The sequence below is a fragment of the Streptomyces roseofulvus genome (genome assembly GCF_039534915.1).
GTDB lineage: Bacteria > Actinomycetota > Actinomycetes > Streptomycetales > Streptomycetaceae > Streptomyces > Streptomyces roseofulvus.
The window spans coordinates 3,538,657-3,553,224 of sequence record NZ_BAAAWE010000001.1; the positions used below are offsets into that span (position 1 = coordinate 3,538,657).

Below are 14,568 nucleotides of genomic sequence, written 5' to 3' on the forward strand. Positions count from 1 at the left end.
CGCGCGGGCGGGGCGTCGGGCGCGGGTGCGGCGGGTGCGGGTGCGGCAGGTACGGCGGGTGCGGGCGCGGGTACGGCAGGCGCCGCCTCTGCGGCGCCCGTCGCGTCCACGACGCCCGCCTCTGCCGGCCCGTCGGTGCGGGTCACACCACTCACGCCACGACCTCCTCAGCCTTTCGGAGTCATCCGGGGAACCAGTCCCCACTTCGTCGAACTCTCTCCTAAACGGGGAAGGAATCCCCGGATATTTCAAAGCCCGCTGTGACCTGACTCACACCGACTCGCGCCTCACTCCCCGTCGCCGGATACCCACGATCGGTCCACCCGGCGCGCGCCCCCGCACCGCTCCGCACAGGCTGATCGCACGGCAACACGCCGCTGACCTGGCCCCGACCGGAGAGGCGACCGCATGCAGCACACCCGCCGGCGGATACCCAGACCGGTCGCCCTCGCGGCGACCGCGGCCCTTCTGCTCACCGTGCTCGTCTCGGCGAGCACCACGCTCCCCGGCCCCGCCCCGGCCTCGGCCGGCCCGGTGGCCGCCGCGCCGGACACCACCCGGCTCGGACCGTGCCGCATCGCCACCGCCATGGGCGTGCAGATGTCGGAAGGGCTGCCGACCGCCCCCGGGTACGCCCGCTCCACCGGCCGGATCCGGGCCCTCACGCTCATGGTCGACTTCCCCGACGCACGCGGCGAGGGCACCGCCATGGCCCGCTTCCGCGAGTTCTTCCCGCAGACCTCCGACTGGTTCCGCGTCAGCTCCTACGGCCGGCTCCAGTACCAGGCCGAGACCCCGATAGCCGACTGGCTGCGGATGCCGAAGCCGTTCTCCTCGTACGGGATCGAGCGCGGCGCCCCGTACGAGCCGGGCTACCGCTCCTTCGTCGAGGACATCGTGAAGGCGGCCGACCCGAAGGTCGACTTCAGCGCCTACGACCTGGTCAACGTCCTGGTCACGCCGAACGCCGGCCCCTCCGCCCTGGACACCGTCCTGTCCGTGACCTTCTCCGGCAACGACGACGCGCCCTACGCCGACGGCGTCCCGCTCGCCAACACGTCCTTCGTCTACAGCCGCCAGGACGACGGCTCGGGCAGCTACCCGGAGACCGGCTACCGCGTCCTCCCCCACGAGAACGGGCACGTCTTCGGCCTCCCCGACCTGTACACCGCCGACGGCGGCGGCACGGTCGGCCACTGGGACATCATGTCCGAGGACTGGGGGGCCAACAACGACCTGCTCGGCTGGCACAAGTGGAAGCTCGGCTGGCTCGACAACGACCAGATCCGCTGCGCCTCCGCCACCGGCACCAGCGAGCACCTGCTCACCCCGCTGGCCGTCGCCGGCGGCCCCAAACTCGTCTTCGTCCCGCTCTCCGACACCACCGGGTACGCCGTCGAGGTCCGCACCCGCGAGGGCAACGACGAGGCCGTCTGCGAGCCGGGCGTCCTGGTCTACCGCGTGGAGTCGGACGTGGACACCGGCCACGGCCCGGTGACGGTCTCCGACAGCGACCACGCCAGCGGCGGCTGCACCCGCCGCCCCAACGTCCACGCGGAACTCTCCGACGCCCCCTACCGCCCGGGCGAGACCTTCACGGACCGCACCCACGGCATCCGGATAGGCGTGGTCGACGAGAGCGCGGACGGCGGCTTCCGGGTACGCGTGAGCAGAGGCTGAGGAGGCCCGGCCCCCAGGCCCTCCCCTGGGCCGTCAGCCGGCCACCAGCCCCCGCAGCTCCCCCTTGAGCAGCTTCCCGGCCCGGTTCCGGGGCAGCTCCCCCTCCCGTACGAGGACGTGGGCGGGCACCTTGAAGGCGGCGAGGCGCGCGGCGACGTGCGCCCGCAGCGCCTCCGCGTCGGCGGCGGCGCCCGGCCGGAGCCGTACGACGGCCCCGACCTCCTCGCCGAGCAGCGGATGCGGCACCCCGACGACGGCGGCCTCCAGCACGTCGGGATGGGTCTGGAGCACCTGCTCGACCTCCACGCAGTACACGTTCTCGCCGCCCCGGATCACCAGGTCGGTGAGCCGGTCGACGAGGGTGACCCGCCCCTCGGCGTCCACCCGGGCGAGGTCACCGGTGCGGAACCAGCCGCCGGGCGCGAAGGCGGCCCGGGTGGCGGCCTCGTTCCGCCAGTAGCCGCGGAAGAGCGACTGCCCGCGCAGCCACAGCTCGCCGACCCCGTCCTCGCCGGCCCCGTCGATCCGCACCTCGGTGGCCGGCGAGGGCCGCCCGACGCTGCCCGGATGGGCCCGGTACTCGGCGCCGACGTTGGCGAGGACACCGCCGCAGGTCTCGGTGAGCCCGTACCCGTTCCGGGGATCGATTCGCTCCCCGTACCCCGCGGCGAGCCCGCCGGTGACCCCCGGGGGCGCGGCGGCCCCGCCCGTGCTCAGCAGCACCAGCGACTCCAGCGGATCACCGCTCTCGCGGGCGAGCGCGAGCAGTTCCAGCGCCGTGGTGGGAACCCCGGCGTAATGGGTGACCCGGTGCTCCCGGATCAGCTCCAGCGCCCGGGCGGGATCCCACTTCCGCATCATGACGAGCGTCCCGCCGCCCGCCATCACGGCGTACAGCGAGGTGAAGGCGGCGACGTGGAAGAAGGGAAAGGTGGTCAGCGACACGACCGGCGCCCCGCCTCCCGGCCGCTCCCCGCGCGCGAGCGCGGCGACCGCGGCGAAGTACCGCGGATGCATGGCTGCGCCGGCCTGCGCGAGGTGCGTGGCGACGGCCCCCTTGGGCCGCCCGGTGGTCCCCGACGTGTAGAAGATCGTGGCGTCGTCCTCCCCGAGCACCTCGACATCGGGCGGCCCGAGCAGCGGATCGTCGTCGGCCTCGTACGCGACGAACCCCTCCTCCGCCTCCCCCCGGAACACGATCCCCGGCACCCCGGCCCGCCGCGCCCACGCCCGCACCCGGGGCACCCGCTCGCCGTCGACGAGCAGCGCCTTGGGCCCGCAGTCGTCCAGCGCGTAGGCGAACTCGTCCTCCGTCCACCAGGCGTTCAACGGCACGGCGACGAGCCCGGCGAGCTGCACCGCCCAGAAGGCCACCTGCCACTCGGGAAGGTTCCGCATGGCGACGACGACCCGATCCCCCCGCCGGAGCCCGTACTCCCCCACCAACCGCCGAGCCAGCCCACAGCAGGCGTCGAAGAACTCCCGATAGGTGACCCGCCCCCCGTCATCCACCAGAAAGACCCGGTCCCCGAACCCCCACACCACCTCGACGAACTCCCGCAAGGTCCGAGGCCCCCGCACATACACCCCGTCCCGCACCTCGAACGGCCCCCCACCCCCCACAAGCCGCCCCACGTCCCCGCTCAACCCCACCACTCCTCCTCGCGACCACCCCAGTCTGACCCACAACCCCACCCCCCAACCCCCCATCCGCTAGGCTGTCCCCGGCCCCGCCTCCGTAGCTCAGGGGATAGAGCACCGCTCTCCTAAAGCGGGTGTCGCAGGTTCGAATCCTGCCGGGGGCACCAGCGCGAAGGACCCCTACCGGGAATCGGTAGGGGTCCTTCTCGTGTGTGGGGGTCAGTTGACGACGACGTTGTGGGCCGGGGTGATGGTGGGCTGGGCGTCGGCGTAGCCGAGGTCGGCCAGGATGGGGGCGAAGGTCTTGGCGTGGGATTCGAGGGCTTCGGGGCTCTCCCAGACCTCGGTGACCCGGAAGCCGCCGTCCACCGGGCCCCCGACGTGGGAGATGAGGCCGGGGTTGGACACGTCCTCGAAGCGGGTGAAGCCCTGGCCGGCGGTGACGCGGTGGATGACCGTGTCGTAGAGGTCGGGGCCGGCGCCGGGGAAGTCGAAGGTGACGATGATGGCCATCTGGGGTCTCTTTCGGTGCGGTGGTCTTGTCAGTCCTGGGCTTCGAAGGTGTCCGGGACCGGGAGGGTGGACCAGTTCGGGACCGGCCAGGCGACGACGATGGCCCGGCCGACCACGTCGGTGAGGGGGACCATGCCGCCCCGGCCGTCGTTCTGGTGGTAGCGGGAGTCCTGGGAGTGCTGGCGGTGGTCGCCCATCACCCAGAGGTGGCCGGCCGGGACGGTGATCCTGAACTGGCCGCCGGCGTCGTTGCTGCACGGGGTGTTGCCCTCGTAGACGTACGGCTCGTCCAGCGGCTTGCCGTTGAGCTTGACCGGACCCGTGCCCTGGCATTCGACCGTGTCGCCGGCCACGCCGATGACGCGCTTGATCAGGTGCTGTTCGCCGGCCGCCGGCATCAGGCCGACGAAGCCGAGGACCTTCTGGGTGGTGCTGGGCGGCTTCAGCTCGTGGCCGGCGAGCCAGTCGGCGGGGTCGCGGAAGACGACGACCTCGCCGCGGTCGGGCTCCGAGCCGAACCAGGGGGTGAGCTTGTCGACCAGGACCCGGTCGTCCTCCTGGAGGGTGTTCTGCATGGACCCCGAGGGGATCAGGAACGCCTGCACCAGGAAGGTCTTGATCAGGAAGGCCAGCACCAGCGCGACCGCGGCCAGCAGCGGGTACTCCACCCAGGGGGAGAGGCGGCGGCGCTTCGGCGGCCGGGTGCCGGAGGCCGGCGCCTCGGGTTCGGGCCGCAAGTCCGTCGCCACGTCTCCCGCGTCCGTCACGTCCGCCGTCCCCGATTCAGTTGGTTCCTGCCGCATGGGACGACCCTAGGCCCGGAGTCCACCGGGTCGCAGCCTTCCCGGGCGTTCACCCTCCTTATGAGTGACCGTCGGGGTCGTCGGTGCCCGCCCTGCGCCTCAGCGGAGTTCCTCCGGGCAGGCCGTGCCGCGCGGGAAGAGCTTGTACGGGGCGGCCAGGCGGTACGTACCGGCCTTGGGGGCGATCAGCTCCGTCCACTCGTCGCCCTGCTCGTCCGGCTCCGCCTTCAGCAGGCAGCCGTTCTCGTTGGCGAAGACCTTCGGGATCTCGTGCTCGGACTCCTCCCGCGCCAGCTTGGACGCCTCCGTCTCCTGCGGGGGCTCCAGCTTGCCGCCGTTCTCGTCCATCAGCGCCAGCCAGGGCGACCACGGCACCCGGATCGTGATCCGGGCCGGGCGGTCCAGGCGGAGGACGACCTCGTTCTCGGCGGCGCGCTCGACCTGCGCCGGGGCGTCCGCGAGCGGCGTGGCGTCGGCGACCTCGTACAGCCGCCAGTTCGCGTCGGCCCACACCTGGCTCAGGTACGGCAGGCCCTGCGCGACGAGCTCCGCCTCCCGCTCCGCGCCCGAGTCGGGGGCGCCCGTCGGGAGGACGACGTACCGGACGGACCAGCGGTGCAGCCACTCCCGGTAGTTCACGGCGTTGAGGGTGTCGTCGTAGAAGAGGGGGTTGCGCTCCATGTCCGCCTGGCGGTTCCAGCCGCGCGCCAGGTTGATGTACGGGCTGAGCGCCGAGGACTCGCGGTGGCTGGAGGCCGGCACGACCTCGACCCGCGCCTTGCGGGCGTCCCGCACCTGGAGCTGGTTGATCAGCGGCGCCACCTCGAAGGCCCAGGAGGCGTCGGGGCGGGTGCGGATCACGTCGTCGACGCCCTTGAAGCCGATCCAGAAGTTCAGCCCGAGGAAGGCGACGACCAGCGCGTACCAGCGGCGCGAGCGCGGGCGCGTGTACGGCAGGGCGGCCAGCAGCGCCACGCCCGCGAAGAGCATCGGGAGCCGCGAGATGTTCGAGCCGATCTGGGAGTCGATCAGCCAGGTCAGGAAGGTGCCGACGGTGTAGCAGGCGGCGGCGGTGCGGACCGTGAGCCAGTCCCTCGGCACCAGGACGAGGACGAGGATCCCGAAGGCCAGCGGCAGCGCCGTGGACGCGAAGGCCATCGGCTGGGTGCCGGAGAAGGGGAAGAGCCAGGAGGAGAGGGCGACGATCGCCACCGGGGCGAGGCCGACCGCGTACGCGCCCGGGCGCCGCTTGTTCAGGAAGAGCGCCGCGGCCACGACCCCGAGGAACAGACCGGCGACCGGGCTGCACGCCGTCGCGAGCCCGGACAGCGGCACCGCCACGGCCGCCTTCGCCCAGCGCTTGCGGCGCCAGCGGTGCGGCCAGCAGAAGACGGCGGCGACCGCGCCGAGCGCGAACATCATGCCGAGCCCGAAGGTCACCCGGCCCGACAGCGCGTTGCAGAGGAAGGCGAAGACGCCCGCGAGGGAGCACGCCATCGGGTTCCGCACGGCCGGGACCCGCACGAGGATCAGCGCGGTCAGGGCGGCGGAGAGCGTCCCCGCGATCATCATGGTCGAGCGGACGCCGAGCACCGACATGACGTACGGCGAGACCACGCTGTACGAGACCGGGTGCATGCCCCCGTACCAGGCCAGGTTGTACGCCGAGTCGGGGTGCCGGCCGACGAACTCGGCCCAGGCGTCCTGCGCCGCCAGGTCGCCGCCGCTGTTCGCGAAGTAGAAGAACCACACGATGTGGAGGAGGGCGGCGACGCCCGTCGCCACCATCACCGGGTAGCGGCGCTTGCGCCGGCGCGTCGGGGGCGGGGACGGCGGCGTCGGGGGCGTGGTCCGCTCGGGGGCGGAGCGCTGGTTCGGGAGCACTATTCGCGAGGGTGAACCGGGGGTCGTGGGTGGGGAAGGGGGGTGGGCGTCCTGCTCGGACTCCCCCGCGGGACGGGGCGTGGCGGCCGTGCTGCGGCCCGCGCGTGTCGGCTCGGCGGTGGTCACTGCGGCCCTTTCCCGTGCTGCTTCCCTCTGCCCGTCTCGCGTCCCGCGCGGTTCCGCGTGTCGCGTCTCGTCCCCAGAAGACGCTAACAGCAGGGCGCCCCGGTCGTCCGGGGCGCCCACCCGATCAGGTCAGCCGGCCGCGCGGCCCGCGCGTCAGCGCACCCGGGTCAGCTTCTTGTCGAAGCCGGGCTCCACCAGGTCGGTCCGGAGCGCCACCGGGGCGCTGACCTTGCCGGTGCCCGTGCCGATCGAGACGGTGCCGACGACGTCCCCGGCCTTGCCGGAGTGCGGGACGGCCTTTCCGCCGTCGGTCAGCGCCAGCCGGACCTCCAGGCCCGGCCAGCCGACCGCCTTGAGGTCCTTCGTCGCGACGACCGGCGTCCGGCCGCCGAGGCCGTCGTCGATGTAGCCGACGACCTGGTCCTTCTTGACGAAGGTGGCGGAGGTGACGTCGTTCTGCGCCTTCTGGATCAGCTTGAGGCTGTTGTCGATGGCGAGCTGGAGCTTGTCGTTGAGGACCTTCGCGTTCTTCGCGCCCATCACGATGCCGAGGATGCGGCGGTTCTGGCCGTCGACCACGGTGTTCGCCGACCAGAGCAGGTTGCCGCCGGCCGGGGTGGACGAGCCGGTCTTGATGCCGTTCACACCGTCGTGGAGCAGGATGTTGTTGTTGTTCTCGATGCGGCCGTTGATGCCGTCCACGGTCACGTTCGGCATGTTCACGATCTCGCGGAACACGTCGTACTGCATGACCGCCTTCGCCAGCTTCAGCTGGTCCCGCGGGGTGGAGACGGTGGAGTCGAGCAGGCCGGACGGGTCCGTGTAGCGGGACTGGGTCATGCCCAGGTCCTTGGCGGCGGCGTTCATCTTGTCGACGAACGCCTGCTCCGAGCCGGCGTCCCAGCGCGCGAGCAGCCGGGCCACGTTGTTGGCCGAGGGGATCATCAGGAGCTGCAGGAGCTCCTTCTCCGAGTAGGTCTGGCCCTCCTTGACCGCCGCCGTCGACTCGTGGACCGCGTTCGCCTGGTCGGCGGCCTTCTTGTCGATGGTGATCTCGGGGCCCTCCTTGTTCCCCTTGATCGGGTGGTCGCGGAGGATCACGTACGCCGTCATCGTCTTCGTCACGGACGCGATCGGGGCCGGCTTCTGCGCGCCCCACGTGCCCATGGAGCCGACGCCCTCGACCTCCACCGCGCCCTGGCCCTCGTCCGGCCACGGCATCTGGAGCGGGCCGCCCTCGAAGGTGTACGTCGGCGCGGCGGAGAGCTTCAGCGCGGGTGCCGGAAGCGGCCGGACCATCTGCACGATCGCAAAGACGATCAGGAGGAGCAGGACCAGCGGGGTCCAGATGCGGACCCGGCGCAGGGTCGTGCGCCAGGCGTTCGGCGGCGGGGGCGGCGTGTTCGTGAGCTCGGCCAGGAGGTCGAGCGGGGGCAGCGGCGGGAGCGGCTGCTGCCGGGTGCGCTCGGGCTCGCCGAGGACGGGGGCGGCGGCCGGGGCGGACGCGGCCGGCTTGTCGGCGGAGGCGGGGGTGGAGGCCCCGGTGGAGGGCGTCTTCCGCTCGGTCGGGAGGTCCGGGCGGAGCGGTACGAAGGTGCTCGTCCGCTCGCTGTCGGAGTCGGCGGCGGCGCCCGTGGCGGCGGCGTCGCGCGGCAGCTTGAACGCGGTCGTCGGCTGGTCCACGGCGGGCGCGGCCGGCGGACGGACGGCCCGGAACATGGTGGTGGGCTGGTCGACCGGCTCCTCGGCCACGGGCGCGGGCGCGGCGGCCTCCGGCTCGGACGAGGGCTTCGTCCCGGACGAGGGCTTCGTCCCGGACGTCGGCGTCTCCGGCTTGGGCGTCTCCGGCTTCGGCTCCGCGGGCTTCGGCGTCTCCGGCTTCTTCGCGGCGAACCAGGACGGCTCCGCCGCCTTCGGCGCGTCGTCGGCGTCCCGGTCGGCCTCGGAGGCCGCCGCGGGCTCCTCCGGCGCGGAAGCGGGCTCCTCGGGCGTCCGGGACGCCTCAGGCGCCGCGTCGTCGGCCTCGGCCTCCTCGGCGTCGGCACGACCGTCCGAGGCCCCGTCCCCGGCCTCGTCCTCCGCAGGACCGTCCTCGGTCTCCTCCGGCGCCGCCGTCGCGACCCAGGCCGCCACGGCCTGCTTCAGACGGTCGCCGCCCTCGCCCCGCGGCTCCGCCGCGGGCTTGTCGGCCGGCTTCTCCGCGTCGTCCTCCGGGGCGCGCGGCGCCAGGGTCTTGAAGACGGCCGTCGGCTGGTCCACCCGGTCCGGCGCGGACACCCCGGACGCCGGGGTCCCCGAGGACGCAACCGTCGGCGCCGCTGCCGTCGTCTTCCCCTCCGACGACCCCTGCTGCTCCGCCCTGTCGGGGGACTCGCCCGCCACCGTGCCTCCTCCATGCGTCATACGTACGTCCGAACCGTCTACCAGTGTCCTGTGTGAACCCCTTGGCTCCCGTGCTAGACGAGAACGACATACCTACTGGTTCCAGGACGAACCACCCAGGCACTCTCGACAGATGAATGTGAGAGGGGTCACCCTGTCATTCATCCACGCGGGGAGGCATGGATGGGCAGGAGCCGCAGAACCATTCCGGAGGAGCTTCTGCTGCTCGCTCTGGACCCGGCCACGGGTACCACAGCGCAGCCGCAGTCGCTCGACCTGGGCCTTGCCGGAGCACAGCTAGTGGAGCTGGCTCTGGCAGGACGGATAGCCCCTGACGGGGATCGTATCGCCGTGGTGATGCCACGGCCGACCGGAGATCCGACTCTGGACTCCGCACTGGAACTGCTGCGCAGGCGCGGCAGTCCGGTCCGGGCCGTCCACTGGATCGGCGGGCCCCGGCTGGGGCTCCGCCAGACGTATCTCTCGCATCTGGAGCGATGCGGCATGGTGCATGCCGTGGAGGGCCAGATGTGCGGGGTGCTGCCGACGACTCGCTACCAGGCGACGGACACGGCGATCAGCCGGGAGATCAGGGCCCGGCTGGACAGTGCGATCCGCACCGGCGTACCACCGGACCCGCGGACCGCGGCGCTCGCCGCACTGGCCCACGCGGTCGGTCTCGGCAAGCACCTGTACCCCGGCAACGAAGGACGGTCGTCGCGGTCCCGGCTGCGCGACCTGATCCGGCACGACCCCATGGGCGGTCTGGTGGCGCACGCCGTCATGGACGTCCAGAACGGCGCGGCCGCACAGCCGCGCCGGAGCGGTCAGGGCGTCCCCGCCCAGCCGCGGGGCAGCATGGCCCGCGCCGCCGCCCACTGAGGCCGGCGCACCCGACCCACCCGTACGCACCCGCACCGCGCGGCGTACACGCACCACGCACACGTACCCTCCGGGAGCCGCACAGAGGTGTGCGGGGCGCCTTCGGGCGTCCCGCACATCCGCGTCGAATCCGAGCACCCGCACGGGCGTTGTCGCGTTTTCCCAGCGCTGGCCACACCTTTGGTGGCAGTCTGCCAAGCAGTAGATACTCACAGCTACGCATCGCAGACATGCAGCCGGAGGTGCAGTTTCCGTGGCGTCCAGTGTCAACCCCACCGTCAGGCGACGCCGATTGGGCCAGGAGCTGCGCAAGCTCCGCGAGGGCAAGGGCATGACGGCCGAACAGGTCGCCGAGCGCCTCCTCGTCTCCCAGTCCAAGATCAGCCGGCTCGAGAACGGCCGCCGCTCCATCAGCCAGCGCGACGTGCGCGACCTGTGCGGGGTGTACGAGGTCGAGGACGAGGCCATGGTCAACTCCCTCATGCAGATGGCCAAGGACTCACGGCAGCAGGGCTGGTGGCACGCCTTCGGCGACATCCCGTACAGCGTCTACATCGGTCTGGAGACGGACGCGCAGAGCCTGCGCGTCTACGAGCCGCAGATCATCCCCGGTCTGCTCCAGACCCGCGCGTACGCCACCGCCGTCATCTCCGGCGCGCTCCCCGAGTCGACGCCCGCGGACATCGAGAAGCGGACCAACGTCCGCACCCGCCGCCAGGAGCGGATCAACAACGAGGAGAACCCGCTGCGGCTGTGGGCGGTCATCGACGAGGCGGCGCTGCGCCGGGTCGTCGGCAACCGGCAGGTGATGGTCGAGCAGCTGGAGCACCTCGTCGAGCAGTCGCACCTGCCGCACGTGACGGTGCAGGTGCTGCCCTTCGACACGGGCGCGCACCCGGGCATCAGCGGCCAGTACTCGATCCTGGAGTTCCCGGACGCCTCCGACTCCAGCGTCGTCTACATCGAGGGGGTGACGAGCGACCTGTACCTGGAGAAGGGGCCGGACGTGTCGAAGTACAGCTTCATGTACGAGCACCTGCGGGCGCAGGCGCTGGGCGTGGAGCAGACGCGGGAGTTCGTCGCCGACATCGCGAAGGGGTACGCCCAGGGCTGACGGCCCCCCGGACACTCGGGGCGGCCCGGGACGGTCGGGACGGTCCGGGGCGGTCGGGGACGGTCCGGGGCGGTCGGGGACGGTCCGGGGCGGTCCCGGCAGGTCAGGCAGGTGGGGACAGGCCCGGCAGGGAAGGCGCACCGGACAGCGCGCACCAGCGTGGGGGCGGATACGGTACACCCCCGACTCGGCCCGCCGGAAGCTCAGTTGGCATATGTCACCCGGTCGTGTGAACGCCGGTCCCGCCGCTCGGGACCGGCGAGTAGCGTCGATCAGGCCGGTGGGGACACGCCGGCACCGACTCTCACGCCCCGTGGGGCAGAACCGGAGCTGAGCACATCATGGCCATCATTCAGGGTGCCACCGACAACTGGACCAAGTCCTCCTACTCCGGCGGCAACGGCGCCTGCGTCGAGGTGAAGTCCCCGGTCGTCGCCGCCATCGCCGTCCGCGACTCCAAGGCGCCCGAGGGTCCGTCGCTCTCTTTCGGACCGGGCTCGTGGAACGCCTTCGTCGGCCAGGTGAGCAACGGGGCCCTCTGAGCCTCGCAGCACCGCAGGCACCATCCGTGGAGCCGCCCTCTCGTCCGGTCCGCCGTCCTGGCCGAGAGGGCTCTCTCATGTCCGGGCCCGGTCCGGACCCGGGTCCGGACCGGGCGGAGTCCGTCACCTCAGCTGATCCACGTACCGGTCCGTCCCCGGTACGGTCGGGACGAACGGCGCGACCAGTTCGACCCGCCCTTCCGCCCCCGCGAGGCCGTCGAGGTCCGCGAAGTGCTCCGCCCAGCAGGCGCGCGGGTCCCGTTCCAGGAACCAGAGCAGGGTGAGCCGGGTGTCGACGCCCTCCACCTGCTTCACGTACGTCATGCGGTCGCCGGGCAGCGGCGTCGGGCGGAAGACGGTCACCATCGCCGCCGGTGAACCGGCCAGCCGGCGCGGGAGTTCACGGGCGGCCAGCCGCTCCAGGAGTGCGGCGCGCTCCGCCGGGCCCGCGCAGTCCACGACCTGGAGGACCAGGCCCGCGTAGGGGTGGTCGAGGGCGTGGAAGTCGCGCGGACCGGCCGCCCCGTCCCGGTACACCGTCGTCTCGTGGTCCTGGAAGGACGTGAAGACGTGGGTGCGGTCGTGGTAGACGCGGGCGTCGCGGTTGAGGCGCTTGTTGATGGCGACGGTCCACTTCATGTGCGCGTCGTAGCGGCCCTCGGTGATCCAGTACGTGGAGAGGTAGCAGCCGGCGGTGACGGGCTGCGCGACGGCCGACTTCTCGGGCGTCCGGAGCTCCTGGAGGTCGCGGGTGGCGACCCAGCGGCGGCCCGCGTACATCCAGGGCATCGCCATCGCGCCGGCGTAGTAGTGGTCGTCCTCGTACCAGCGGTTGTACGCGTACTCGTGCCCGGGGTGCGGTTCCACCAGGGTGATCAGGGCATGGCCGGGGCGGACCCCGTACGGCCCGTGGGCGGCCAGCTCCCCGTACGTCTCGGCGTCGCTCATCCTCCGTCGTCTCCCTTCCCAGTGCGGCTCGGGGCACCTACTCTGACGGACCGTCAGATGAGTGACCAGAGGCGGGAGGCACCCGGATGCTGCTCCAGGGGAAGACGGTCGTCGTGTCGGGCGTCGGGACCGGGCTCGGCCACCGGGTCGCGGAGGCGGTGGTACGCGACGGGGGCAACGCGGTCCTCGGCGCACGCACCGAGGCCAACCTCGTGAAGTCCGCGGCCGCGATCGACCCGACGGGCGGGCGCACCGCGCACCTCGCCACCGACATCACCGACGAGCGGCGGTGCGAGGCGCTGGCCGCGCTCGCCGTCGAACGGTTCGGCGGGATCGACGCGGTCGTCCACGTCGCCGCCTGGGACTCGTACTTCGGCGGCCTCGCCGACGCCGACTTCGCCACCTGGCAGGGCGTCCTCGACGTCAACCTGCTCGGCACGCTGCGGATGACCCGCGCGTGCCTGCCGGCGCTGCGGGCGGGCGGGGGCGGCTCGGTCGTCCTCATCGGCACCCAGTCGGCCGTCGCCGCGCCGACGCAGGTGCAGCAGGCCGCCTACGCGGCGTCCAAGGGGGCGCTGACCTCGGCGATGTACTCGCTGGCGCGGGAGCTGGGACCGGACCGGATCCGCGTCAACACGGTGCTGCCCGGGTGGATGTGGGGCCCGCCGGTGGAGGCGTTCGTCCGCTTCACGGCGCAGGCGGAGGGGGTGGAGGAGGCGGCGGTCCTGGACCGGCTCACCTCCCGGGTCGCGCTGCCGGACCTGGCCACGGACGCGGACGTCGCCGACGCGGTCGTGTTTCTCGCGTCGGGGCGGGCGCGGGCGATCACGGGGCAGTCGCTGCTCGTGAACGCGGGCGAGGTGATGCGGTGAGGGCGGGTGCGGGTGCGCGCGGGCCGGCGGCTGGGCGCAGCCCACGACGGGGTCACCGCGTCGGGTAGCGGGTGTGCCAGGTGGGGGTGTGGAGGGTGGCCGACTGGGTGAGTTCCATCGCGAGGTCGTCGGCCAGTTCCAGGACCGTGCCGCGGCCTTCGAGCGCCGCGAGCCAGGCCGGCGGGAGGGCCGTCTCGCCGTGCTGGGCGCCGAGGAGCGCGCCGGTGGCCGCGGCGGTCACGGCGGAGGGGCCGTCGTGGTTGGCGGCGAGGCGGAGTCCGTGGCGGACGTCCTCGCCGACGAGGGCGCAGTAGACGGCCGCCGCCAGCTGGCCCTGCGCGGTGTCCTCGTCCGCCCCGAGGGCGGTGACCCGGTCCGCGTCGGGGACGCCCTCGCGGACGGCTCCGAGGGCGCGGGTCAGGGCCTCGGTGACCGGTTCGTGGCCGGCCCGGGCGGCCAGCAGCCCCAGGGCCGTACCGGCGGCGGCTTCGACGGAGGCGCCGCGGGCCACGCCGTGGACGGTCACGGCGAGCGCGCCGGCGGCCAGCGTGGCGGCGGGGGCGCCGTGCGTCTGGGCGGCGCACTCGACGGCGAGCTGGCAGACGAGCTGCGGCTCCCAGCCGACGAGGAGGCCGAAGGGCGCGGAGCGGGCGAGCGCGCCGGAGTCGTCCGCGTCGGGGTTCTTGGGCTGGTCGAGGGTGCCGAGCCGTTCGTCGCCGAGGCCGGTGAGGCAGGCGCGGGGCGGCCGGCGGCGGGCGTAGAGCCACTCCTGGCGGCCGAGCCAGCCGTTGTCGCGGCGCCGTTCGTCGGGGCCCCAGTCGCGCTGGGTGGCGGCCCAGCGCAGCTGGGCGCGGTGGACGTCGCTGGGCGGGTGCCAGACGCCGCTGTCGCGGTGGACGTGGGCGCGGATGAGGCCGTCGACGGTGAAGAGGCTCATCTGGGTGGCGGCGGTGACGGGCAGGGTGCCGTCCGGGGGTTCGGTGAGGCCCGCGTCGCCGTGTTCCGTACGGAGTTCCTTCAGGGTCCGGTCGTGCGCGCCCGCGCCGAACGCGTCGCCGACGGCCGCGCCGAGCAGACAGCCGCGGACGCGCGAACGGAAGTCCTGTTGTTCGGTGCGGCCCCACACGGCCGCGGCAGTGGTGGTCACGACGTGCCCTCCCCCGTCCGAGGTCCCGTTCTCT

12 protein-coding genes and 1 tRNA gene are annotated in these 14,568 nt (G+C 73.0%); 6 read left to right on the forward strand and 7 right to left on the reverse strand.

All coding sequences use genetic code 11. From position 1 onward, the window contains the following. The first annotated feature begins 408 nt into the window (after positions 1–408). Positions 409–1,680 carry a M6 family metalloprotease domain-containing protein gene (locus ABFY03_RS16155; protein WP_319008609.1) on the forward strand — a complete coding sequence of 424 codons (1,272 nt, stop codon included), beginning with the start codon at positions 409–411 and terminating at the stop codon, positions 1,678–1,680. A gap of 33 nt (positions 1,681–1,713) precedes the next feature. Here ABFY03_RS16155 and ABFY03_RS16160 read toward each other — a convergent pair whose 3' ends face one another. Further along, positions 1,714–3,315, reverse strand: a complete 1,602-nt coding sequence (locus ABFY03_RS16160) for a class I adenylate-forming enzyme family protein (RefSeq protein WP_386723817.1) — start codon at positions 3,313–3,315, stop codon at positions 1,714–1,716. Positions 3,316–3,412: 97 nt separating this feature from the next. On the opposite strand from ABFY03_RS16160, the gene ABFY03_RS16165 reads away from it, so the two are divergent. Next, a tRNA-Arg gene (locus tag ABFY03_RS16165) sits at positions 3,413–3,488 on the forward strand. A 52-nt stretch (positions 3,489–3,540) separates the two neighbouring features. Here the strand turns inward: ABFY03_RS16165 and ABFY03_RS16170 are convergent. The 4 genes from ABFY03_RS16170 to ABFY03_RS16185 all read right to left on the reverse strand — a co-directional run bounded on the left by ABFY03_RS16170 (position 3,541) and on the right by ABFY03_RS16185 (position 9,029). Further along, the gene (locus ABFY03_RS16170; protein ID WP_346170198.1) at positions 3,541–3,834 is read right to left on the reverse strand and encodes a hypothetical protein; all 294 of its coding nucleotides are present in this window, start codon (positions 3,832–3,834) and stop codon (positions 3,541–3,543) included. 29 nt (positions 3,835–3,863) lie between these two features. Continuing rightward, the gene (gene lepB / locus ABFY03_RS16175) at positions 3,864–4,637 is read right to left on the reverse strand and encodes a signal peptidase I (RefSeq protein ID WP_319008594.1); all 774 of its coding nucleotides are present in this window, start codon (positions 4,635–4,637) and stop codon (positions 3,864–3,866) included. 99 nt (positions 4,638–4,736) lie between these two features. Next, positions 4,737–6,647: a DUF2339 domain-containing protein gene (locus tag ABFY03_RS16180; RefSeq protein WP_386723814.1), complete on the reverse strand. Its 1,911-nt coding sequence runs from the start codon at positions 6,645–6,647 to the stop codon at positions 4,737–4,739. Positions 6,648–6,800: 153 nt separating this feature from the next. Further along, entirely contained in the window at positions 6,801–9,029 is a 2,229-nt protein-coding gene (locus ABFY03_RS16185) for a D-alanyl-D-alanine carboxypeptidase family protein (RefSeq protein WP_346170199.1), read from the reverse strand. A gap of 183 nt (positions 9,030–9,212) precedes the next feature. Between ABFY03_RS16185 and ABFY03_RS16190 the strand changes: the two genes are divergently transcribed. The 3 genes from ABFY03_RS16190 to ABFY03_RS16200 all read left to right on the forward strand — a co-directional run bounded on the left by ABFY03_RS16190 (position 9,213) and on the right by ABFY03_RS16200 (position 11,567). Continuing rightward, positions 9,213–9,911 carry a GOLPH3/VPS74 family protein gene (locus tag ABFY03_RS16190; RefSeq protein WP_031013478.1) on the forward strand — a complete coding sequence of 233 codons (699 nt, stop codon included), beginning with the start codon at positions 9,213–9,215 and terminating at the stop codon, positions 9,909–9,911. Between the two features lie 253 nt (positions 9,912–10,164). Next, a complete protein-coding gene (locus ABFY03_RS16195; protein ID WP_319008592.1) occupies positions 10,165–11,025 on the forward strand; it encodes a helix-turn-helix domain-containing protein in 861 nt (286 codons plus the stop codon). Between the two features lie 341 nt (positions 11,026–11,366). Further along, the gene (locus tag ABFY03_RS16200; protein WP_319008591.1) at positions 11,367–11,567 is read left to right on the forward strand and encodes a DUF397 domain-containing protein; all 201 of its coding nucleotides are present in this window, start codon (positions 11,367–11,369) and stop codon (positions 11,565–11,567) included. Between the two features lie 123 nt (positions 11,568–11,690). On the opposite strand, the gene ABFY03_RS16205 is transcribed toward ABFY03_RS16200, so the two are convergent. Continuing rightward, on the reverse strand, positions 11,691–12,515 hold the full coding sequence (locus tag ABFY03_RS16205) for a hypothetical protein (protein ID WP_346170200.1): 825 nt from the start codon (positions 12,513–12,515) through the stop codon (positions 11,691–11,693). A gap of 86 nt (positions 12,516–12,601) precedes the next feature. Between ABFY03_RS16205 and ABFY03_RS16210 the strand changes: the two genes are divergently transcribed. After that, positions 12,602–13,387 (forward strand): SDR family oxidoreductase, encoded by a 786-nt coding sequence (locus tag ABFY03_RS16210; protein WP_319008589.1) that lies wholly within the window; start codon positions 12,602–12,604, stop codon positions 13,385–13,387. 52 nt (positions 13,388–13,439) lie between these two features. On the opposite strand, the gene ABFY03_RS16215 is transcribed toward ABFY03_RS16210, so the two are convergent. Then, on the reverse strand, positions 13,440–14,534 hold the full coding sequence (locus ABFY03_RS16215) for an ADP-ribosylglycohydrolase family protein (protein ID WP_346170201.1): 1,095 nt from the start codon (positions 14,532–14,534) through the stop codon (positions 13,440–13,442). Positions 14,535–14,568 lie beyond the last annotated feature (34 nt).

What these genes read in the sequence shown, in the direction of transcription:
- ABFY03_RS16155 (WP_319008609.1), top strand. Translation starts at nt 409, where the DNA reads ATGCAGCACACCCGCCGGCGGATACCCAGACCGGTCGCCCTCGCGGCG.
- lepB (WP_319008594.1), bottom strand. Translation starts at nt 4,637, where the DNA reads ATGCGGCAGGAACCAACTGAATCGGGGACGGCGGACGTGACGGACGCG.
- ABFY03_RS16210 (WP_319008589.1), top strand. Translation starts at nt 12,602, where the DNA reads ATGCTGCTCCAGGGGAAGACGGTCGTCGTGTCGGGCGTCGGGACCGGG.
- ABFY03_RS16200 (WP_319008591.1), top strand. Translation starts at nt 11,367, where the DNA reads ATGGCCATCATTCAGGGTGCCACCGACAACTGGACCAAGTCCTCCTAC.
- ABFY03_RS16170 (WP_346170198.1), bottom strand. Translation starts at nt 3,834, where the DNA reads ATGGCCATCATCGTCACCTTCGACTTCCCCGGCGCCGGCCCCGACCTC.
- ABFY03_RS16205 (WP_346170200.1), bottom strand. Translation starts at nt 12,515, where the DNA reads ATGAGCGACGCCGAGACGTACGGGGAGCTGGCCGCCCACGGGCCGTAC.
- ABFY03_RS16190 (WP_031013478.1), top strand. Translation starts at nt 9,213, where the DNA reads ATGGGCAGGAGCCGCAGAACCATTCCGGAGGAGCTTCTGCTGCTCGCT.